Origin of the sequence: Paenibacillus sp. GM2FR, assembly GCF_002803325.1 — a bacterium.
GTDB lineage: Bacteria > Bacillota > Bacilli > Paenibacillales > Paenibacillaceae > Paenibacillus_AQ > Paenibacillus_AQ lautus.
On the sequence record NZ_MKZM01000011.1, the window covers coordinates 603,806 to 624,278 of the forward strand.

Consider the following 20,473-nt stretch of genomic DNA (forward strand, 5'->3'; position numbering starts at 1 on the left):
CTTGTCATTCAATTGCCATCTTCCTCATTTATTCAAGTGTGATAACCGACCCGTTCTGGAGCTTTAAGGCCCATACAGGCTTCAGCAGCAGCCCTTCTCCCGTCCGCACTGGTAAATAGGCGGGATCCAGACCCATAACCACGTTCTTCTCCTCGACATAAGGCTTCAGCTTCGCTTCCAAGGCCTCGCCCCCTGTCAGCTTCACCATCTGTTTCTTTAAGGCAGCAGACTCAAGATATAACAGCGAGCGCTCATACGAGGTTACCGTTCCCTGCTGTAAATCCAATTCCATGACGCCATACTGGAAGCCTGGCGTATTCAGGATCGGGAATCCGCCATAGTACTGCTGGAATTTTACTAGCGTCCGATCCTCGGATTCACTCGCCTTAGCCAGTCTATACGTGCCATTCCAGCCCCCGTGCTGATTCACGAAATCGATGGCGGACAGCACGTCCTTGCCGGGGCTGCTCTCACCGGATGGCGGCGCAGCCGGATCGGTGTAACTGATCCATTTCTGCCCCTGGTCCACCTGCAGGCTCCGCTTACTGTCCGTATAAATCTCGGAGCCGTCTTTTTCCCGGATGTTACGGGTGATGCTAGGGTCAAAGAACAGGCTTCGCTGCATTTGCTCTACCGTATATTCGCCAATCGGCAGTTCAATGCTGACCATATTCAGTTCCTTCTCCGGGGTATAATACCGGCCATCCACCATCTTATACGGCGTCCAGCTCAGCCCGAAGTCCACCAGTTGATCCACGTCCTGTACGGTCAAATCCGCCTGCGCGGCTTCATAGACGACATCGCCCTCCGTACTGAAAAACATGACATGGATCTTCGCTTCGCCTTCCACGCTGTACAGCCATATTTTATTGATGCTTTCCCCTTCAAACAGGGTGTCCGGGACGATCTGCATCACTCTCTGGAGCAGGGTAACCGGAATGCCGGAATCAAAGCTCAGCTCAATGCCCCGATTCTCGGAGCGAACCTTGGCCCAGTCGATGTTGTTGACCATCCGCCGCTGGAAATTATCAAAGGTCCGTCCTTTAAGCCGGTTATACACAAGATTGTAGAACGTATCGTTCGGATAGAACACCGTATGTTTGTCTTCGCCTTGATGAATGATCATCTTGTCGGGAAAAAGCAGATTTTCGGGCTTTTCCTCCGGCCCCATTTCCTCGGTTCGGATATAGGCGTCCTTGGATTGCACAACCGAATCACTGCCCGGAAAACGGAAAATCAAAACGTAGCTCTGCAGCAAACTGCCAACGACCAACACGACCAGCAGAACGGTCTTCAATCGCTCCTTCACGTTAACGCCCTCCCCTCATTGTCCAGGGGCAAGGTGAAGGTCACCGTGGTGCCTTTCTCCAGCTCGGATTGAAGCGTGATAAAACCTCCATGTGCCCTGACAATTTCCCGGGCAATGGATAGACCGAGGCCCGTTCCGCCCAAATTGCGCGTCCGGGCCTTATCTACCCGGTAGAAGCGCTCGAAGATCCGGTCCAGGTCCTTCTTCGGAATGCCGATCCCGGTATCCTTTACCGATAAGGACAGCATGCCTTCCTCGGTTATGCTTGCATCCATGGTGATAGTGCCTCCGTCTGGCGTATATTTAAGGGCGTTGGAGATCAGGTTATCGAGAACCTGATCAATGCCATCCCGGTCCAGCATAGCTGTCGATACGCCCGGTTTCACCTCAATAATGGTGCGGATATGCTTTTGCTTCATTTGGAAAGAGAAGCGGTCCTCTACGTCTTCCAGCATCTCCACAATGTCCGTCGGCTCCTTATGCAGCGCAGCCTCCTTGGAATCAAGCCGTGACAGATGCAGCAGATCCGTTACCAGCCGGATCATCCGGCCGGTCTCATTCTGGATGACACCGACAAATCGCGGCCCCATCTGTTTATCCTCCAGCGCCCCATCCTCCAGCGCCTCGGTATAACTCTTGATGGTTGTCAGCGGCGTGCGCAGCTCATGAGATACATTCGCCACGAACTCCCGCCGGGATGCTTCCAGCTTCTCCTGCTCCGTAACGTCTTGCAGCACCGCAATCGTACCGGTGATGCCAATCTCCCGCCGGTGAATCGGAGTAAAGGTCACACGCATCATGAACGGATCGCCGTCCTCCCGCGGGATTATTTCCAGCAGCTTGGAGTCATGGCCTTCACTGCGCGCCAGCGCCTCCGATTCGGACTCCTCAAGCCCCAGCAGGGACACGATATCGTGTCCTGCCAGCTCTTCCCCCTCCACGCCCAGCATCTCACTGGCGCGCCGATTCATCAGGATGACACGTCCTGCTTCATCGGTTGCGATGACGCCGTCGCTCATATTGGTCAGAATCGAAGCAAGCTTCTCTTTCTCTTCTTCGTTCTGCGAAAGGGCTTCGCGCAGACGGCTGGTCATATAGTTAAACGCCTGGCTGAGCTGGCCGATCTCATCGCTGCCGAACACCGGCGTTTTCTCGGTAAACCGGCCGTCCGCGACGGCCCGGGCATGCTTGGTCAGCTCCTTGATCGGATGAGTGATCGTATGCGACAGAATGACGCCGAGCACCGCAGTCAAGCCGAGTGCGAGCAGAATGCCCGATATAAAAATATTGTTGATCCGCTGCATCGTGCTGTACAGCTCGCTCATGCTGGCTACAATGTAGATGGCACCAACGATTTTCTCGTTATACATGACGGGCTTGGCCACCACTTTTTTGCGGATATTATCATCATCAATAATGTATTCTTCATTATCCTGTATTCCCTGCAAGGCCCGGCTGACAACCGTCTGTGTATTCTTGGTATTCACGTAGTCCGCATGGGAGGGCAGCGAAGTCGTGAGAACCCGCCCCGTGGAATCCAGCACCTGAATCTCGGCTCCGTTCAGATTGAACAGATTGTTCACCATGACGCGCAGGCTCTCAATCGGGTCCTCCTCCGTATCATTCTCGCCGCCAAGGGTCTTGGCCGCCAGCACCGACATCAGCTCGGCACGCTCCTGCAAGTCCTTCGTGAAATTGCTGGTCAGCGAGTTCTTCATCGCACTCACAAAATACACCCCGATCAGCTGCATCGCGATCAGAATGAGAAGGACATAGATGATGATGACCTTCGCCTGAATGGTGCGGAAGAAGGACAGCCACTTCATTACAGGCCTCCGTTTTTAGCGCTGCGCATCAGGTAGCCCAGACCGCGCCGAGTCAGGATATATTCCGGCTTGCTCGGATTCTCTTCAATCTTCTCACGAAGTCGGCGAATGGTAACATCCACGGTCCGCACATCGCCAAAGTATTCAAACCCCCATACCGCCTGCAGCAAATGTTCACGAGTCATCACTTTGCCGGCATTACGGGCCAAATAATACACCAATTCATATTCGCGGTGCGTCAGGTCGAGCGCTTCCCCGCTTTTGTATACCATGTACATATCGGTATCAATAAACAGCTCAAACAGCCGCAGGCCTTGTCCGCCTGCACTTGTGCCGCCTGTGTTATCCGCTGAGTTGTCCGGCTTTTGCTGACGGCGCAGATGCGCCTTCACGCGTGCCAGTATTTCTCTGGTGCTGAACGGCTTCGTCACGTAATCATCCGCACCAAGCTCAAGTCCCAGCACCTTGTCGATCTCCCCGTCCTTTGCCGTCAGCATGATGATCGGGATCTGCAGGTTCGCGGCACGTACCTCGCGGCACACATCCATTCCGTCTTTTCCGGGCAGCATCAAATCAAGCAGCATTAAATCCGGCCGCTTCGTGAGTGCAATCTCTACCGCGCTAATGCCATCAAAAGCGCAGATGACCTCATAGCCCTCTTTTTCCAAGTTAAACTTTAAAATATCGGCGATGGGTTGTTCGTCATCCACCACCAGAATGGTTCCCTGCATCGTCCTGTTCACCTCATACCTTCACTTAAAGAGGATGTTCAAAAAGTCCCTCTTTGATCACGAAGCAGCACTAGTAGCCCACTCGACATCGAATCTTGAATTCAGCCGGGCTTTCCGGTGCTCACGTACCCAAAACGTACGCTCCGCTCCTCAATCCCTAGCTTCATCCAACCTTCTCGGTGCTGAAAGTTTGACTTTTTGAACTCACACTTAAACGGTCTTCTTTCCATTTTACCACACCTGCCGCCGCTACACACCCAGAGCTCCTAACAGCTCACCTGATTCAGGGGGCGGCTACTTTAATGATAATCTTGAATGAATAACAGATCAGGCGTAAGAGAAGAGGACTCCTTTCGCTTTATGAGTGCGCGGATTAAAATGATGAAGATCGTGCTCTTGTAAAACCGTCTCGATAGTTGAAATTCATAACTTTTCTGGATTATGATGGAATCATCCTTTAAGGGAGTTTCATCCGTTTTATTTAAGTTAAGAATGAGAGCTCAATCTATAAATATAGGAAGGAGTTATATGGATGGAAAGTACAAATATAGTTACTCATTTTAGACCCATATATATTCTGTTTATCCTCATTCTGATCATCTCATTGTTCATCATGATTTTTCGGAATCGCCATAAAATAATCAATGGCTTTACAATCGCAATAATTACCCTTATTAGTTTGGCAGTATCCGCTCATCTGACCTATCAAATAGGTTACCTTGCAGATGAATTAGGAACCAGCGGCGACGCTGTTTCCTTTATGATGTTTATTGCAGTGGTGATACTATCGTTGGTTAATCTCCTAGTCTACGCCTACAAAAGAGAATAATTCTTATCGAGGGACACCACTTGCGCCCCCACTGCAGACACTTTCCCGTTCTGCCCCGCCCACACCGCCTCCCTACGACCGCCCCGATTCAGGGGGCGGCCACCCGCTTCGCAGCTTAGCCGGAATGTACGGGGATGGATTCGACAGATAAGGGAAAATATCTTGGAAGACGCCTTTGGGAGTCCTTTGTCCCCTCATAAACTTCAATTCAGACAAAGGGCGGACAACAGCGGCTGGAAAGATATTTCCCGTTCTGCCCCACCCACACCGCCTCCCTACGGTCGCCCCGATTCAAAGGGCGGCCACCCGCTTCGCAGCCTGGCTGAAATACGGGGATGGATTCGACAGATAAGGGAAAATATCTTGGAAGACGCCTTTGGGAGTCCTTTGTCCCCTCATAAACTTCAATTCAGACAAAGGGCGGACAACAGCGGCTGGAAAGATATTTCCCGTTCTGCCCCACCCACACCGCCTCCCTACGGTCGCCCCGATTCAAAGGGCGGCCACCCGCTTCGCAGCCTGGCTGAAATACGGGGATGGATTCGACAGATAAGGGAAAATATCTTGGAAGACGCCTTTGGGAGTCCTTTGTCCCCTCATAAACTTCAATTCAGACAAAGGGCGGACAACAGCGGTTGGAAAGATATTTCCCGTTCTGCCCCACCCACACCGCCTCCCTACGGTCGCCCCGATTCAGGGGGCGGCCACCTGCTTCGCAGCTTGGCCGAAATACGGGGATGGATTCGACAGATAAGGGAAAATATCTTGGAAGACGCCTTTGGGAGCCCTTTGTTCCCACATAAAATACAATTCAGACAAAGGGCGGACAACAGCGGCTGGAAAGATATTTCCCGTTCTGTCCCACATCCCCAAATCACCGCCTGCAAGACGCAAAAATGGCCGCCCCCGTTAAGGAGCGGCCATCTTCACTATTATGATATATGAACCAATAATGGCTTATGTCGCATTGGTTTACCTAGTATAACACAGAACTACAGATAATTCATCGGATTTTGGGCAACTCCATTTTTTTGCACTTCGAAATGGAGGTGAGTTCCAGTAGAACGGCCCGTATTCCCCATGACGCCCAGCTTGGAGCCTTGTCCAACCGATTGTCCGTTGCTCACGGAAATCTTGTTCATATGCCCATACAGAGTGCGATATCCATTGCCATGATCGACAATGACGACATTGCCGTAACCGCTCTGCTGACCGGCGAAGACCACTCTTCCCGAGGCGGCTGCCATAATCGTGCTGCCGCCAACCAGATCGACGCCCTCATGGCTTCTTCCCCAGCGATGACCGTAGGGGCTCGTAATCCGCGCGCCGCTGACCGGCCATGCGAACATGCTGCCGCCGGATTTCTGGGTCACCGTTACTGCTTTTTTCTTAGGCGTTACCTTGGTGCCTTTGTACACCACTTCCGGCAGTGATTCCTGAACCACCTGTTGGCCCGTCCATTGCTTGGAGATAACCTGCCCGTTCTCTTTGGTTACGATATAATCCACGGTTTTGACGCCATCCCGTCCGGGACGAACGACCTTTCGTTTCCCAAGCGGAAGCTCGCTGCTCTTGCGGACAATCGTTTCCGGCTTGCTTGGCTGCTTCTCCGACACCGTCTCCACCGTTCTTACCGTCAGCGGTGCTTCCGGCTTCGTTACTTGCAGCTCGGCCCCGATCTGAACGTATTTCTCCTCCAGCCCGGGATTCAGCGCCATAACGTCAGCCGACTTCATACCGAAATGCTGTGCGATGGAAGAGATCGTATCCCCCTCTTTCACCGTGTACACCACCGGCTTGTCCTTCGTGCCCGTAAGCACCTTCACCGCTTCCTCCACGTCCAGCACCTTGTTCGGGTCAGCCTTCGTGTTGGCCAGCGAGATGTTCTCTTTAATGTCCACGGACTGGAGCCCGCTTCCGTCACCGCTCTTCTTGCTCGATGCCGATGCCGACGTCTTCGTGAAAGCGACCCTCTGCGTCTTCTCCTTATGGGCAGCCGCCGGAGCGAACTTCAGCTTGGCTGCTTCGACGGCAGCCTTGGCCGTCTGCTGATCTTTCACGATCGCCACCGTCTTGCCGTTCACCTTCAGCTCCACGCCGCGGGCATATGCCTTCAGCAGGTTATCCAGCTTATGGAGTGTCTCCTCGCTGTTCACCTCCGGTTTATAGGAACGGTCAGCTTTAGTTGTAATGCCGTCGGTATTGAGCACCATAAGTACATCTGGGTACTCTTTTTGATATTCCTTCTGCTTCTCTTTAAGCAGCTGATCAAGCTGGGCATCATCTTGAATGGTGCCAATCGCTTTTCCATCTACATACACATGATAGAACGGAATCGTATTTGCGTTTACATACGCTTTTCCGCCCGTATATATTGATCCTGCTATGAGCAATGCCCCTGCCGAAATCCAAATCCACCTGCGCGGCGAAGTCCATCCCCGTTTTTGTGGATTCGACGGCTCCGAGGGCTCACGATTCGAGTTGTTGTTGTGGGCAGAATGGTCGGCTGCTTGCTTACGCAAGATGCTATCCATCCACCGTTTCCCCTTAGAACCTTTCATGTCTCTCTCCTTTAAGCCTTGTTCATATGTAAGAATCTGTTCATTTGAACTTGCTGACTTACATTGAATATGACACAACCTGTCAAAAGGTATCAAAATTTTAACCTTTTCGATCTTCGTATACTTTAACATAGCCTTTACAATCATTTCAAGTTTACGAAAACAGCGAAAAACCCGCGCCCAGCGCGGGTTTCCTCATTTTTCCTAATATATAACCTTAGCAAGACAGTGACAAAACAGTGACAGAACAGGCCTGAACGCCGTCATACCGTTATTCTTTGAGCATAGTGATCAGTTTATCGAATTCCTCTGCATTCAAATATTTGGATATGCCCTGCTCGATGTCCGCAAGTTCCGCTGCGGTCAGTCCGTCCTCCATCGCCTCGGAGATTTTCTGCATTTCCGATTGGGGCAGCTTATTCATCAGCATGGTAAAAATCTCTTCCTTCTCCTGTGTTGGCAAGCTGTCCTTCCGATCGACAATTTCTCCTGGTGTCATGACAATCTCTTGATCTTCCAGGGAGGACTCGTCAGGCAACTCTGTCGTGTTCGTGCCCATCACTGGCAAGGAATTATCCGGCGCCTCCTCATCTGCTGGCGACTCATCCGTCGTTCCCGCCGGGTTCGAATTCGCCTCGTTGTCCTCTTGTGCCCCTCCATTACGATCCGGGCCGGCTCCCGTTGCCGGTTCATCGGACGCAGCATCCTTATCTTCTGCTTGGTTGTTATCCTTTGCGGCGTTCACGCTGTCGATATCCGACTTTGGACCAGAGCCCATACCGAACATCGACTTCACAATACCTCCAACCCCCATCGGCTCCGTCTCCAGCTGAATGTTAAAACTGGACAACACCGATTGAATATAGGCATTGACCACGATGCCTGTTGTCACAATCGTGAGCGTGCTCACCAGGATGGCGGTCAGGCTGATTTTCAGCAGCCATTTCGTCCACTTCATACGAATTTCCTCCTATCTCATGCATGGTGAAATGACATGACAATAATTTCTTTCTTTTTCCAGTATTGACGGTTCGAAATCGCTTCAATCCCTTTTCCCTCTTTTTTTCTACTTCCATCTGATATATTTCATGATTCGGTTGGTTTTAGGCCACACTACTCCCGTGCTATAGAGAGTACAATCGACCGCACACGGGAATTTATGATACATATATAGTCAATCGGAACTGCACATGAAGGAGGTCAATCTAGCAATGATTCATATATTAATCGCGGATGACGACGCGCATATTCGGGAACTTCTGCAATATCATCTTCAAACCGAAGGGTACACGGTGTTTACGGCTGCTGATGGGGAAGAAGCTTCTGCTCGCTTGGCAGAGGAACAAGTTCATCTGGCTGTCGTGGATGTTATGATGCCGAACAAGGACGGTTATCAGCTCTGCGACGAAATCCGGCGTTATTATGATGTTCCCGTCATTCTGCTGACGGCCAAGGATCAGCTCGTGGATAAGGAAAAGGGATATGCCGTTGGCACGGATGACTACTTAACCAAACCATTTGAACCAAGGGAGCTGCTGTTTCGAATCAAAGCCCTGCTGCGGCGGTATCAAATGGTCAGCGCAGACAAAATCCGTCTGAACGAAACAACCATCGACCGCAAAAGCTACGAGGTTCAAGGACACGGAAAGGTACTGATGCTGCCGATGAAGGAGTTTGAGCTGCTCTCCCAGCTTGCGAGCTATCCGGACCGGACGTTCTCGCGCGAGGAGCTGATTCAGCTCATCTGGGGAACGGATTTTGACGGAGATGACCGGACCGTTGACGTACATATCAAACGACTCCGGGAACGCTTCGCGGACCGAAGCGGCGATTTCCGGATACGGACCATCCGGGGCGTAGGGTATAAATTGGAGGCGGCGCCGCAGTGAAAACCCTCTATTCGCGCATCGTCCTCACCACCATCGCCATCATGGTGATCAGCAGCTTGATTGCTTTTGTGCTGTCTAATCTTTACTACCAGTACAATCTCAAGCCCTTTAACGATCAGAAGGTCACCACCATGGCCAAGGATATCGGGGACTTTTATGACAGCCACCCGGAGACGGACATCCATGATTATCTCCATCACATCGGACAGCTCGGGTATCAATTCTATTTGGTGAACGATCAAGGCAAGGAGTGGTTCTATGGCGGCATGTTCCGTGAACAGGACCTTTCGCCCGAAACGGTGCGGCAGGTGCTGAACGGGAAGGTGTACCATGGCATCGCGGAGTTTCCGTCGGAGCTGTTCATCACCGGCTTTTTCGACAATGTCCTAAGCAACTCCATCGGCATCCCCATACAGGTAGAAGGCAGCCCTCACGCACTCTTCATCAGGCCCGATATTACCGTCCAGTTCGGGGAGATGCGTATCTTCTTCTCCATCATCATGGTCATTGCCATCCTGCTGAGCATCCTGCTTGTCGGCATTATTACGCGCTATATCGTGAAACCGATCGTGAAGTTAACCGAGGCCACCCAGAGCGTGGCGCAGGGCCAATATGACATTAAGCTGAACGTTACCCGGCGTGACGAGCTGGGGCAGCTTGCGGACCATTTTTCCCAGATGGCCAAAGGACTAGCGCAGTTGGAGCAGATGCGCCAGGAGTTTGTATCCAATGTCTCGCATGAAATCCAGTCGCCGCTGGCCTCCATTCAGGGCTTCTCGCAAACGCTGCAAACCAAGCGCTTGTCCGAGGAACAACAGCAGCATTACTTATCGATCATTGAGGCGGAAAGCCGCCGGATGTCCCAGCTCAGCAAACAGCTGCTTATGCTGGCGTCCCTGGATAAGGAAGAAAATATTCTCGATAAATCCACCTTCGACGTGGCCGAGCAAATCAAGCAGGTACTGTTCCACACCGAATGGAGCTGGCGCAGCAAAGATTTGACCATCGATATGTCGCTGCCGCCGACCTATGTCTATGGCGATCATCAGCTCCTGCACCAGGTATGGACGAACCTCATCACCAACAGCATTAAATTCACCGCACCTGAAGGCGCCATCTCCCTGCGTGTGATCAAACACAACACACAATGCCGCATCGAGATCTCCGATACGGGCATTGGTATTCCGCCAGAGCACCTGCCCCACATCTTCAACCGGTTCTACCGCGTGGATGAGGCTCGCGACCGCTCCGAGGGCAGCAGCGGATTGGGTTTATCCATTACCCAGAAAATTGTCGAACTGCATGGCGGACGTATTGAAGTCACGAGTCAGCCTGGAAAGGGAACCACCTTCACCGTGATCCTCCCTCACGTATAATGCAGCCTAATCTCAAGTTCATGCTCTGTTCATAATCCATTCCTATACTTGGGGCATATCCCGCAGAGATTAAAAACCGCGGGATGTGCTGCTTAATGATTAGGAATGGAGATGGGAAACATGTTTCTTGCACTGCGTGAACTTCAGCATGCGAAGCTGCGCTATCTGCTGATTGGCTTCATTATGGTTCTGATTGCCTGGCTTGTTCTGTTCGTCACGGGATTGGCCCAGGGGCTATCCTCCGATAACGCCTCTTCCATACAAAATATGAAAGCCGACTACCTGGTGCTTCAGGAGGGATCCGATCATCGGATCAATCGTTCCGTACTAACCGGCGAGATCTGGAACGAAGTGCAGAGCCGCCCGGGTGGAAACCCGGCCACTCCGCTCGGCATACGCATGAACACCTTGACCAAGGAAGGCTCCGCGGCCAAATTCGATGCGGCCTTTTTTGCCATTGATGTGGAGAGCATGCTGGCACCCCGAGTCGTTGAAGGCACCATGATTAGCAATACGGATGCCGGCCTTGTGATGGCCGACCGCTCCTTGAAAGAGGACGGGTACCGGCTGGGCGACCGGATCGTGGATCAGGCTACAGGCGCCACGTTTACGATTGCGGCCTTTACGGAGGGACAATCCTTCAGTCATGCCCCGGTCATTCACATGAACTTTGAGGGATGGAAGACGCTTCAACCAAACCCGGCAAAACTAGCGCCTATCTATAATGCCATCGCTTGGAAAGGAACTCCGGAACAGAAGGAGGCCTTGGCCCGGGACGTATCCGGCATCGAGATTATCACGAAAGAGGAAGCCCTGCAGGGAATTCCCGGTTTTCAGGAGGAGCAGGGTTCACTTATCATGATGATTGTGTTCCTGTTTGTGATCGCAGCCTTCGTGCTGGCCGTGTTCTTCTACGTCATGACGATTCAGAAAATGAATCAGTTCGGCGTCCTGAAAGCCATCGGTGCGGGGACCGGCTATCTGGTGAGGAGTCTGATCTTTCAGGTCCTGACCCTTACCATCGTCAGTCTTGCGATCAGCATCGGCCTGACTTACGGGGTTTCGCTCCTGTTGTCCGGCATCGTGCCCTTTTCGTTAACGCCTTCGGTCGTTCTGCTCTGTTCCTTGCTGTTCCTGGCGGTTTCCCTGATGGGATCGCTATTGTCGCTATATCGGGTCATCAAGATCGATGCAATCGAAGCTATCGGGAGGGCTGCATAATGACATCATCCAAGCTGTTGATGGATCAGGTGAGCAAAGAATTCGGTGACGGGGACACCTCCGTTAAAGTACTGGACAACATTTCGCTGGATATCAAGGGTGGGGAATTCATCGCGGTGGTCGGACCTTCCGGTTCGGGCAAAAGCACCTTTCTCTCCATTGCAGGGGCACTTCTATCCCCTACCCGCGGAAGAATATGGATGGGTGATCAGGAGGTTACAAGGCTATCCGCCAAAAAATTGAATGCGCTGCGGCTGAACCATATCGGATTTGTCTTTCAATCCTCCAATCTGATTCCTTATCTGGCTGTCCGCGATCAGCTCCTCTTGATTGCCAAACTGGCAGGACAGCACGGCCAGGAGCCGCAGCAGCGGGCGGATGATCTGCTTCATCGGCTGGGCTTATCGCACCGCAGGTTTCATTACCCTGAGAGCTTATCAGGCGGTGAACGGCAGCGTGTTGCCATTGCCCGGGCATGGATGAACAATCCGGAGCTCATTCTGGCAGACGAGCCAACCGCAAGTCTGGATTCGGAGCGCGGCCGAACCGTAGTTCAAATGCTCGCCGATGAGGTCAAGCTGCGCCAGAAAGCCGCCGTCATGGTCACGCATGACAAGCGCATGCTCGATTTATGTGATCGGATCATTTATATCGAGGATGGCAAGTTATCCGAACAGCGATCTCCCACTCTGCTATAGAATGAAAAAACCGGATTCATCCTAGCAACCTAGTAGATGAATCCGGTTTTTATTATGCTGGATCGTGTACCTCTCCAGCTCTCAAGAAGGCCATACGCCTCATGGGATTCGTATGGCTTCTGTCCCCCCTACGTTGATCTGACTGCATATACCCGCTGCCTTTAGCCCCAATTCCAAATGTTCAGCGTGCTGTCCTCTATGTCTTTCTCCATTATAGGGTGGATGGACATTCGACTAAGGGATAATATCCTTCAAATGAAGGGACAAATTCTTCCACCTTTAGGGTGTCACTGTTATCTCATGATACGCTCTGGTCTCCACTTTCTTTTTCTTTACCAAAAAGAAAAACCCGCCGATAATATCATCGGCAGGTTTATAGACTTATCTAAACGTTGAACTTCTAGTCTTTCTATTCATGGTCCAACCCTGATTATTTCTCGTAAATCGGAAGCACTTGATTCGTCTGCTCCCGGTTGCGGCCAACAGAGAAGATGGCAATCGGAATGCCGGTCAGCTCGGACACGCGCTCGACATAGCGACGGGTGTTCTCCGGCAGATCCTCCAGCGTTTTTGCTCCGGTAATGTCTTCGTTCCAGCCTGGCAGCTCTTCATAGATTGCTTCGCACTCCGCAAGCATTTTTAAGCTGGCCGGGTAGTGCGTAATCTCCTCACCGCGGAATTTATATGCGGTACAGATCTTAACGGTCTCAAGACCGCTCAGCACATCCAGCGAGTTCAGGGACAAGCCGGTAATTCCGCTCACGCGGCGGGCATGGCGTACAACTACGCTATCGAACCAGCCTACGCGGCGAGCACGTCCGGTTACCGTGCCGTATTCATGTCCTTTTTCACGAATGTACTCACCGATTTCATTGTCCAGCTCCGTCGGGAAAGGTCCATCCCCTACACGCGTCGTGTAGGATTTAGCCACCCCGATCACCTGCTGAATCTTCGATGGTCCTACACCGGAACCGATACATACACCGCCGGCAGAAGGATTCGAGGAGGTTACGAACGGATACGTACCTTGGTCGATGTCCAGCATGACGCCCTGCGCGCCTTCAAACAATACTTTTTGATTTTCATCGATCGCGTCGTTCAGGACGACGGAAGTATCACGCACATATTTACGAATAATTTCGGCATACTCCAGGTATTGCGTCAGAATCTCTTCAACATCGAGCGCTTCCCCGCCATATACCTGGGTAATCACTTGGTTCTTCTCCTTCACCATATGGCGAAGCTTCAGTTCGAACTCTTCCGCATCCATCAGATCTGCGATCCGGATGCCGTTACGTGCCGCTTTATCCATGTAGCAAGGGCCGATTCCCTTGCGGGTCGTACCGATTTTGTTCGGACCTTTACGGTCCTCTTCCAGAGCATCCAATACCATATGATAAGGCATGATAACATGAGCACGATCACTGATTACCAGATTATCCGTGCTGAACCCGTTATCATGAATATAATTAATCTCTTCAATAAGTGCAGCCGGGTTAACGACCATACCGTTTCCGATCACACAGGTTTTATCTTTATAGAATACTCCGGATGGAATCAAGCTAAGCTTGAATTTTTTACCGTCAATCAGAATGGTGTGGCCGGCATTGTTGCCGCCTTGGTAACGGGCTACCACGTCAGCGCTTTCCGCCAAATAATCCGTGATTTTCCCTTTCCCTTCATCTCCCCATTGTGTTCCCACAACGACTACCGTTGACATATTCATTCCTCCGCCCGGGCTGTTACACCCTTAATATTTCGCGAAACACTGATGAAATAACCTCTACATGATGATTAAAATTCAACCCCACTGCACTAAAGCAGCAATACCAGTGTAACAGTCCCCATTTTTAAAGTCAAATACAAAAACGAACAATCGCACATCAGTGTGTACGATTGTTCGGAATTAGGACGAGATTATCGAATGATTGCAGCATTATTCGGGGAATCTCCATAAGAAAACGACTGTCGACGTACTTTCTCAGAAGAGAGACCGCGGTTAGAGGTAGTTTTTCTTGCGATATCAGGAAGGCCCAAGCTTCGAGGTTTATACTTGATATCTTAAGAAATGCCCTTAACTTACAGCCAGCGGCAGGTATCTGCCTAATCTCCGAACTTTGTTAAAGAAGCCTCGTATTTCGTTAAGACACCCTAGAATCGCGGCTAATCTGTATCGTCGTCATCCAGCAGCGAAGGCGTCGGCATGCGTTCGCTCGTAATTGACGAATTTATTAAAGTTCTTCAAGAAGACCAGTTCCACCGTACCTACAGGACCATTACGCTGTTTGGCAATGATGATCTCGATGATGTTCTTCTTCTCGGTTTCCTGATTGTAATAATCATCCCGGTATAAGAACGCAACGATATCGGCATCCTGCTCGATCGAACCGGATTCCCGAAGGTCACTCATCATCGGACGCTTATCCTGACGCTGCTCCACGCCCCGGCTGAGCTGTGACAGCGCAATAACCGGCACTTCGAGCTCACGGGCGATTTGTTTAAGCGTACGCGAGATCTCGGATACCTCCTGCTGCCGGTTCTCCCCGGCCTTGCCGCGTCCATGAATGAGCTGGAGGTAATCGATCAGGATCATGCCGAGCCCCTTCTCCTTCTTCAGACGACGACACTTCGCACGAATATCAGCAACCGTTACGCCCGGTGTATCATCAATGTAAATCTCAGCTTCCGACAGAGCGGCAATGCCCATCGTAAGCTTGGACCAATCCTCATCACCTTTGAAATCCCCGTTACGCATGACGCCGGCATCCAGGTTAGCCTCAGCACAGATCATACGCTGTACGAGCTGCGGCGCCGACATCTCCAGACTGAAGATAGCTACGGTTTCCTTGGCACGAATCGCCACGTTCTGGGCAATATTCAATGCAAATGCGGTTTTACCTACGGAAGGACGGGCAGCTACGATGATCAAGTCGTTGCGCTGGAATCCGCTTGTCATTTTGTCCAAGTCCACGAACCCGGATGGAATTCCCGTTGTGTTCCCCCGGTTCTGATGGAGAACCTCCACCTTCTCGAACACTTCCATCAGCACATCGCGGATCGCAATAAATCCGCTGCCTGTGCGTCGATTGGAAATCTCGAGAATGCGGCGCTCCGCCTCGCTGAGCATACCGGATACATCTTCCCCTCCGGTATATCCTTCACTGACAATTTGTGTTGCGGTTCGAATCAACCGCCGCAGCATCGATTTCTCTTCGATGATCTGGGCGTAATAATCTACGTTCGCAGCCGTCGGGACCGCATGAGCCAGCTTGGCTAAATAGCTGACGCCTCCGACCTCTTCCAGCTGCCCTTTATCTTGCAGGAGAGATGTAAGGGTCACCAGATCGATCGGTTGATTGCCTTCCCCGAGCTGCACCATAACTTCATAGATCATCTGATGCGTTTTGTCGTAGAAGTCCTCGGCCTGCACCCGCTCCATCGCTGTAATCAGCGCTTCACTTTGCAGCAGAATGGCACCCAGCACCGCCTGCTCTGCCTCAAGGTTCTGCGGGGGGACCCGATCGAAATAGAGTTCTCCTCCCATATTACTCCTCCGTAATTTGAACCTTGAGCGTCGCCTTGACGTCAGGGTGCAGCTTCACCGGAATCTGGGTAACACCCAGACTGCGGATCGGATCGCTAAGTTCAATTTTGCGTTTGTCGATTTTGATCTTCTGTCCTGCCAGAGCTTCAGCAATTTGCTTGCTGGTGATGGCCCCGAACAAACGGCCGCCCTCTCCAGCTTTAGCTTTCAGGACAACCGTCATCTCTTCCAGCTTTTTGCCGAGCGCCTGTGCCTCTTCCTTCTCCTGAGCCTTACGCTTCTCCTCGGAAGCCTGCTGCTGCTCCAGCGTCTTCATGTTACCGTCGGTTGCCGGACGAGCGACTCCCCGCGGAATCAGGAAGTTCGTTGCGTATCCTTCCGAAACTTCCTTCACTTCGCCTTTCTTGCCTTGACCCTTCATATCTTTTATGAAAATGACTTTCATTCAAATAACCCCTCTTTCGCTTCGATGTCCTTCAGTACTTCCATCAACTTCTCCTCGGCTTTCTCAGGCGTCGTATCCAGTTGTACTGCGGCGTTCGTTAAATGTCCGCCTCCCCCGAGACGTTCCATAATCATCTGAACATTCATCTTGCCCATGGAGCGGGCGCTAATGCCAATCTTGCCGTCTGTGCGTTCGCTAATAACAAACGATGCCTGCACATCCGTCATATTCAGCAGCATATCCGCTACTTGAGCGATCAATAGCTGCGGCATGGGCTCCCCGCTCTTCGATACCGCAATGGCGATATGGTCATATACCATTTTAGCATGTTTCACGATTTCTGCCTTCGCTATAAATTCTGTCAGATCTTCCTTGAGCACCCGCTGAATCATCATCGTATCGGCTCCGTGACGCCGCAGGAATCCGGCAGCCTCAAACGTTCTCGAACCCGTGTGGAGGGCAAAATGCTTGGTGTCCACCGTGATCCCCGCCAATAAAGCCGTCGCCTCAACCGGCGTAAGGGATACCCGTTCATGAATATACTGCAGCACCTCCGTAACCAGCTCGCAGGTTGAAGAGGCATACGGTTCAAGATAGATCAGCACTGCGTCGTTAATAAACTCTTCCCCGCGTCGGTGATGATCCATCACAACGACCCGGCTTGCACGATGAACCAGCCGCGGCTCCATCGTCATGGAGGCTTTATGCGTATCCACAACAACGAGCAGTGTATGCTCTGTCATCATCTGCATCGCTTGTTCGGTGGAGATGAATCGGTTCATCAAGGCTTCGTCCTTCCGGACCTCTTCCATAAGCCTCGAAATGGACGGATTCATTCCCTCCATCACGATATAAGCCTCCACTTTATACATCTGGGCTGCTTTCAGCACGCCGATTGCAGCGCCGACCACGTCCATATCCGGCAGCTTATGGCCCATAATGATCACTTTGTCGCTCTCCTGCATCAAATCACGCAGCGCATGGGAGATGACGCGTGCTCTTACGCGCGTTCGTTTCTCCACGGCATTGGATTTACCGCCATAGAAAGAGAGCCTCTGACCCGCTTTGACAGCCGCCTGATCTCCGCCGCGGCCCAGCGCCATATCCAAACTGGATTGGGCCAGCTGCCCCAGCTCCGTAATGTCGTCTGAACCGAAAGCAAGACCAACGCTTAGCGTTAACGGTACCTTCAGATCCGCCGTCATCTCCCGGACCTCATCCAAGATGAGAAAACGGCTGTTCTCCAGCGCATCGAGCGACCTGTGGTTCAGCATCATCAAATAGCGGTCTGAGGAAAGTCTCCGCAAATAGACGTTAAATTCACGCGCCCAATCGGTGATCTCACTGGTTACCTTCGCAATCAATGCCGTCCGCTGTTGATCATCCATCCCCTGCGAGGCCTCATCGATGTTATCCATCATGATAATGCCCAAGGCCAATCGCTCATCCTCATACCGCTGCCTCAGCACGGCCAGCTCGGTAATCTCATCCAGATAGATCAGTCGCTCATCCGGAATGACCGTTGCTCCATAGAACTTATCCTCGTGGGAGATCTCCAGACGAATTTCCTTCGGCAGCTTCTCCTTGTTATCCTTCTTCTCTTGGGCTTCCCTTATCGCTACAACCAGTTGGGGAAACAACTCCTGTAAGGAGACGCCGACCAACGACTGATGCGGAAACATATTGACCACGAATTGGTTATGCCACTCCACTGTCTTGTCCTCGCTGTACAGCACAATGCCAAATGGCAGCACGCTGACCGCTTCGCCCTCGACCCGCTGAATTCGAAATGACAGATCTCCAATGTAATCCACCAGCTCGCGGCGGAATTTCATCTCCGTCTTCAGCATCGCATAGCCGCCTACCACCGCAAGCAGCAGCCCGACCAGCCCCAGAATGGTATTGTAGAACGACAGAAAAATAACAAGCAGAAGCACCAGCGCAAACGCCCAGACGGTATGATAGCCGTGCCAGCGCTTCTGCAGAAATTTAGGCATGACTCATCACCCTATCTTTTGGTTTTACTAAACGCCTGACGAAGTGGAAACGCCAAGTCCAGGATTCCGATAATCATAGCCGGCGGGAACAGCACAATCGGTATAGCCGTCAAAAGCGGTACAATCGGATGCCACTTCCGTTCGTGAGCGAGATAGTAGAAGAACCCCAGCGCTTGGATCATGAAGCAGATCTGCAGCAAAGGCGTGGCGTTTGCCACAATCATCTTCATGAAGGTATTGTCCGAATTGACGGTTGCCATGTTGATGAAAAAAATGAGCAAGTAGTACCAGATCAGGGAACGCGGCAGCATCCATTCTCTAGCCGGCTTCAGCCGCGGCACGGACAAGCCCATGCTGCCCAGTGTAGGACGAGCCAAAGCATGGGTTACCACCGTCATAAGGAACGAGCTGATAATCATCGCAAATGGAACCAGGCGCATCGTTTGATCTTTAATGAACTGTGTATCGAGTTCGGTGCCAAGGAACTGTCCTCCCAGACCTCCTTCTACACCCATCTCAGTGAGCGGAGCGGTCGTCATCTTCACAATCTCATCCACATACTCCGACAGATTTAATTGGAAGAAGGCTGTGCTGATCATGAGCAGAAGGAGCATTTCCACCAGCATGACAGCCATGCCGTACTTCAATACCTGCATAGCTGCCTTCCGCTTCCGGTACAAATACCCCATGACAATTCCCGGAACGGCAAAATAGATCGCAAATAACACATAAATGGGATGAATCAGAAGCGCGATCAGCCATACCGGCACCACATGCATGATAAATGATTTTGTATTCAAAGCCGTAAACAGAATCGCAACCGGCAGAATTAACAAGAAAGCCGTTACGATCGAAAAGGGTGTGAGTAGTGATAGCAGCAGAAGCAAATAAATAACGCTCCATACCGCCGTGGTCCAGCGCAGTTTCAATATGTTCACCTCTTACGCAAATGTTCTTCGAGCGCGGAAATATCCTGGTACCAATCTTCCAGCTGATGTCCTTCCTGCTTATGCTTTTTCAATTTCTCTAACAAGAGATCATCCAAATCCCGATAGGTCAAGCCGAGCCTTCGGCCCAGTATGTATGAGCTCATCATCAGGCTTACCAAACTGTCTCCAACCTTTGTAGTGCTGCCTTCCCATAGAGCTTTGAATAACCGGGATACATTGTCAATTACTTCGGTTTTGAGCCATTCAATCACTTTGGCGCGTTTAGCTACATCCAAGTCCTTCGGCATATTTGGCATATCCATCTCTCCCTGAAAACAGCTTTATTCTCCATTATAGCATAAAAAAAAGCCGCCCACACAAAGGCCCAGTGCACCCTGTCCATCCTTAGTCCCAGTAGGCAAACGATAACCCACCTTCTCTTTGTACTCCAATCGGACCCCGCTTATTCCTCCCCGCTCTTGCACTGCTGCCTCTTTTCTACAAAAATAGGGCGTGTTATCCACATTGTGATCGTGGTCCCACGCCCTTGATTATTTTACAAGCCTACTTGATTATGATGCACCGTGGGACTCCACCGTCTCCTTGGAGACAAATCGTTCACAGTACTCAATAATGAGGCTTCTGCGTACAATGCCGATAAAGCGGTTCATATCGTCCACCACAGGCACAAAGTTCTGCACCTTGGCCAGATTAATCAGATCCTCCATCCGGGCGTCAATCGACACCGGCTTGATGTCCATACGAAAAGGAACATCCTTCAACAAAAATTTCGAAGCGTTCTCAAAAGTGATTTTGCCTTCTGAATTCTTCATGTGCCACAACAGATCACCTTCCGTGACAGTCCCTGCATACTGGCCGTTCTTATCCAGTACGGGCACGGCCGTATATCGGTGAAACTCCATCCGTTCCAGCGTCTGCCTGAGCGTAGAATCCAGTGTTAAACAGATCACTTCCTGCTTGGGTAATAGAAAAAAAGCGATATTCATAATGCATTATCCTCCTTATGACTCCAACTTCTGAAGTCATGTTAAGTAACCTTCCTGATTTAAAGCCTAGGTATGCAGGTTACTCCTTCCCCTATCCATACTCATACATAC

At 51.3% G+C, this 20,473-nt stretch carries 17 protein-coding genes; 5 read left to right on the forward strand and 12 right to left on the reverse strand.

Features of this window, described 5'->3' with window-relative positions:
• Positions 1-28 precede the first annotated feature (28 nt).
• The 3 genes from PAEVO_RS30990 to yycF are packed head-to-tail and all read right to left on the reverse strand — an operon-like array spanning position 29 to position 3,866.
• Entirely contained in the window at positions 29-1,309 is a 1,281-nt protein-coding gene (locus PAEVO_RS30990) for a YycH family regulatory protein (protein WP_100541306.1), read from the reverse strand.
• On the reverse strand, positions 1,306-3,135 hold the full coding sequence (walK, locus tag PAEVO_RS30995; protein WP_100541307.1) for a cell wall metabolism sensor histidine kinase WalK: 1,830 nt from the start codon (positions 3,133-3,135) through the stop codon (positions 1,306-1,308). The genes PAEVO_RS30990 and walK overlap by 4 nt, the downstream gene beginning before the upstream one ends.
• Positions 3,135-3,866: a response regulator YycF gene (yycF, locus tag PAEVO_RS31000; RefSeq protein WP_071219355.1), complete on the reverse strand. Its 732-nt coding sequence runs from the start codon at positions 3,864-3,866 to the stop codon at positions 3,135-3,137. The genes walK and yycF overlap by 1 nt, the downstream gene beginning before the upstream one ends.
• Positions 3,867-4,398: 532 nt before the next feature.
• On the opposite strand from yycF, the gene PAEVO_RS31005 reads away from it, so the two are divergent.
• Entirely contained in the window at positions 4,399-4,695 is a 297-nt protein-coding gene (locus tag PAEVO_RS31005) for a hypothetical protein (RefSeq protein ID WP_076326590.1), read from the forward strand.
• A gap of 992 nt (positions 4,696-5,687) precedes the next feature.
• Here PAEVO_RS31005 and PAEVO_RS31015 read toward each other — a convergent pair.
• Together PAEVO_RS31015 and PAEVO_RS31020 are read right to left on the reverse strand one after the other, a co-directional pair.
• Positions 5,688-7,256, reverse strand: coding sequence for a M23 family metallopeptidase (locus PAEVO_RS31015; protein WP_100541309.1), 1,569 nt, complete (start codon positions 7,254-7,256; stop codon positions 5,688-5,690).
• 271 nt (positions 7,257-7,527) lie between these two features.
• A complete protein-coding gene (locus PAEVO_RS31020) occupies positions 7,528-8,214 on the reverse strand; it encodes an ICP22 family protein (protein ID WP_100541310.1) in 687 nt (228 codons plus the stop codon).
• 253 nt (positions 8,215-8,467) lie between these two features.
• Here PAEVO_RS31020 and PAEVO_RS31025 point away from each other — a divergent pair, with 253 nt between their 5' ends.
• From PAEVO_RS31025 to PAEVO_RS31040, 4 genes are all read left to right on the forward strand, one after another.
• Positions 8,468-9,145 carry a response regulator transcription factor gene (locus PAEVO_RS31025; protein WP_100541311.1) on the forward strand — a complete coding sequence of 226 codons (678 nt, stop codon included), beginning with the start codon at positions 8,468-8,470 and terminating at the stop codon, positions 9,143-9,145.
• Positions 9,142-10,521 carry a sensor histidine kinase gene (locus PAEVO_RS31030; RefSeq protein ID WP_100541312.1) on the forward strand — a complete coding sequence of 460 codons (1,380 nt, stop codon included), beginning with the start codon at positions 9,142-9,144 and terminating at the stop codon, positions 10,519-10,521. The genes PAEVO_RS31025 and PAEVO_RS31030 overlap by 4 nt, the downstream gene beginning before the upstream one ends.
• 120 nt (positions 10,522-10,641) lie before the next feature.
• Positions 10,642-11,742 (forward strand): ABC transporter permease, encoded by a 1,101-nt coding sequence (locus PAEVO_RS31035; protein ID WP_100541313.1) that lies wholly within the window; start codon positions 10,642-10,644, stop codon positions 11,740-11,742.
• Positions 11,742-12,440: an ABC transporter ATP-binding protein gene (locus PAEVO_RS31040; protein ID WP_100541314.1), complete on the forward strand. Its 699-nt coding sequence runs from the start codon at positions 11,742-11,744 to the stop codon at positions 12,438-12,440. Before PAEVO_RS31035 ends, PAEVO_RS31040 begins: the two co-directional genes overlap by 1 nt.
• A 430-nt stretch (positions 12,441-12,870) precedes the next feature.
• Here the strand turns inward: PAEVO_RS31040 and PAEVO_RS31045 are convergent, their stop codons facing one another.
• The 7 genes from PAEVO_RS31045 to PAEVO_RS31075 all read right to left on the reverse strand — a co-directional run bounded on the left by PAEVO_RS31045 (position 12,871) and on the right by PAEVO_RS31075 (position 20,362).
• The gene (locus PAEVO_RS31045; RefSeq protein ID WP_100541315.1) at positions 12,871-14,160 is read right to left on the reverse strand and encodes an adenylosuccinate synthase; all 1,290 of its coding nucleotides are present in this window, start codon (positions 14,158-14,160) and stop codon (positions 12,871-12,873) included.
• A 459-nt stretch (positions 14,161-14,619) separates the two neighbouring features.
• Entirely contained in the window at positions 14,620-15,984 is a 1,365-nt protein-coding gene (gene dnaB, locus PAEVO_RS31050; protein ID WP_071219350.1) for a replicative DNA helicase, read from the reverse strand.
• 1 nt (position 15,985) lies between these two features.
• Positions 15,986-16,429 (reverse strand): 50S ribosomal protein L9, encoded by a 444-nt coding sequence (gene rplI / locus PAEVO_RS31055; protein ID WP_071219349.1) that lies wholly within the window; start codon positions 16,427-16,429, stop codon positions 15,986-15,988.
• Positions 16,426-18,426, reverse strand: coding sequence for a DHH family phosphoesterase (locus PAEVO_RS31060; protein WP_100541316.1), 2,001 nt, complete (start codon positions 18,424-18,426; stop codon positions 16,426-16,428). The genes rplI and PAEVO_RS31060 overlap by 4 nt, the downstream gene beginning before the upstream one ends.
• A gap of 11 nt (positions 18,427-18,437) precedes the next feature.
• Positions 18,438-19,355, reverse strand: coding sequence for a DUF2232 domain-containing protein (locus PAEVO_RS31065; protein ID WP_100541317.1), 918 nt, complete (start codon positions 19,353-19,355; stop codon positions 18,438-18,440).
• Between the two features lie 5 nt (positions 19,356-19,360).
• Entirely contained in the window at positions 19,361-19,663 is a 303-nt protein-coding gene (locus PAEVO_RS31070; RefSeq protein WP_174819218.1) for a MazG-like family protein, read from the reverse strand.
• A gap of 264 nt (positions 19,664-19,927) precedes the next feature.
• Positions 19,928-20,362 carry a CBS domain-containing protein gene (locus tag PAEVO_RS31075; protein ID WP_100541318.1) on the reverse strand — a complete coding sequence of 145 codons (435 nt, stop codon included), beginning with the start codon at positions 20,360-20,362 and terminating at the stop codon, positions 19,928-19,930.
• Between the last annotated feature and the right edge of the window lie 111 nt (positions 20,363-20,473).

Excerpts from the sequence above, each read along its gene's own strand:
- walK (WP_100541307.1), bottom strand. The coding sequence starts at position 3,135 with ATGAAGTGGCTGTCCTTCTTCCGCACCATTCAGGCGAAGGTCATCATC.
- yycF (WP_071219355.1), bottom strand. The coding sequence starts at position 3,866 with ATGCAGGGAACCATTCTGGTGGTGGATGACGAACAACCCATCGCCGAT.
- PAEVO_RS31005 (WP_076326590.1), top strand. The coding sequence starts at position 4,399 with ATGGAAAGTACAAATATAGTTACTCATTTTAGACCCATATATATTCTG.
- PAEVO_RS31015 (WP_100541309.1), bottom strand. The coding sequence starts at position 7,256 with ATGAAAGGTTCTAAGGGGAAACGGTGGATGGATAGCATCTTGCGTAAG.
- PAEVO_RS31020 (WP_100541310.1), bottom strand. The coding sequence starts at position 8,214 with ATGAAGTGGACGAAATGGCTGCTGAAAATCAGCCTGACCGCCATCCTG.
- PAEVO_RS31025 (WP_100541311.1), top strand. The coding sequence starts at position 8,468 with ATGATTCATATATTAATCGCGGATGACGACGCGCATATTCGGGAACTT.
- PAEVO_RS31035 (WP_100541313.1), top strand. The coding sequence starts at position 10,642 with ATGTTTCTTGCACTGCGTGAACTTCAGCATGCGAAGCTGCGCTATCTG.
- PAEVO_RS31040 (WP_100541314.1), top strand. The coding sequence starts at position 11,742 with ATGACATCATCCAAGCTGTTGATGGATCAGGTGAGCAAAGAATTCGGT.
- PAEVO_RS31045 (WP_100541315.1), bottom strand. The coding sequence starts at position 14,160 with ATGTCAACGGTAGTCGTTGTGGGAACACAATGGGGAGATGAAGGGAAA.
- dnaB (WP_071219350.1), bottom strand. The coding sequence starts at position 15,984 with ATGGGAGGAGAACTCTATTTCGATCGGGTCCCCCCGCAGAACCTTGAG.
- rplI (WP_071219349.1), bottom strand. The coding sequence starts at position 16,429 with ATGAAAGTCATTTTCATAAAAGATATGAAGGGTCAAGGCAAGAAAGGC.
- PAEVO_RS31060 (WP_100541316.1), bottom strand. The coding sequence starts at position 18,426 with ATGCCTAAATTTCTGCAGAAGCGCTGGCACGGCTATCATACCGTCTGG.
- PAEVO_RS31070 (WP_174819218.1), bottom strand. The coding sequence starts at position 19,663 with ATGCCGAAGGACTTGGATGTAGCTAAACGCGCCAAAGTGATTGAATGG.
- PAEVO_RS31075 (WP_100541318.1), bottom strand. The coding sequence starts at position 20,362 with ATGAATATCGCTTTTTTTCTATTACCCAAGCAGGAAGTGATCTGTTTA.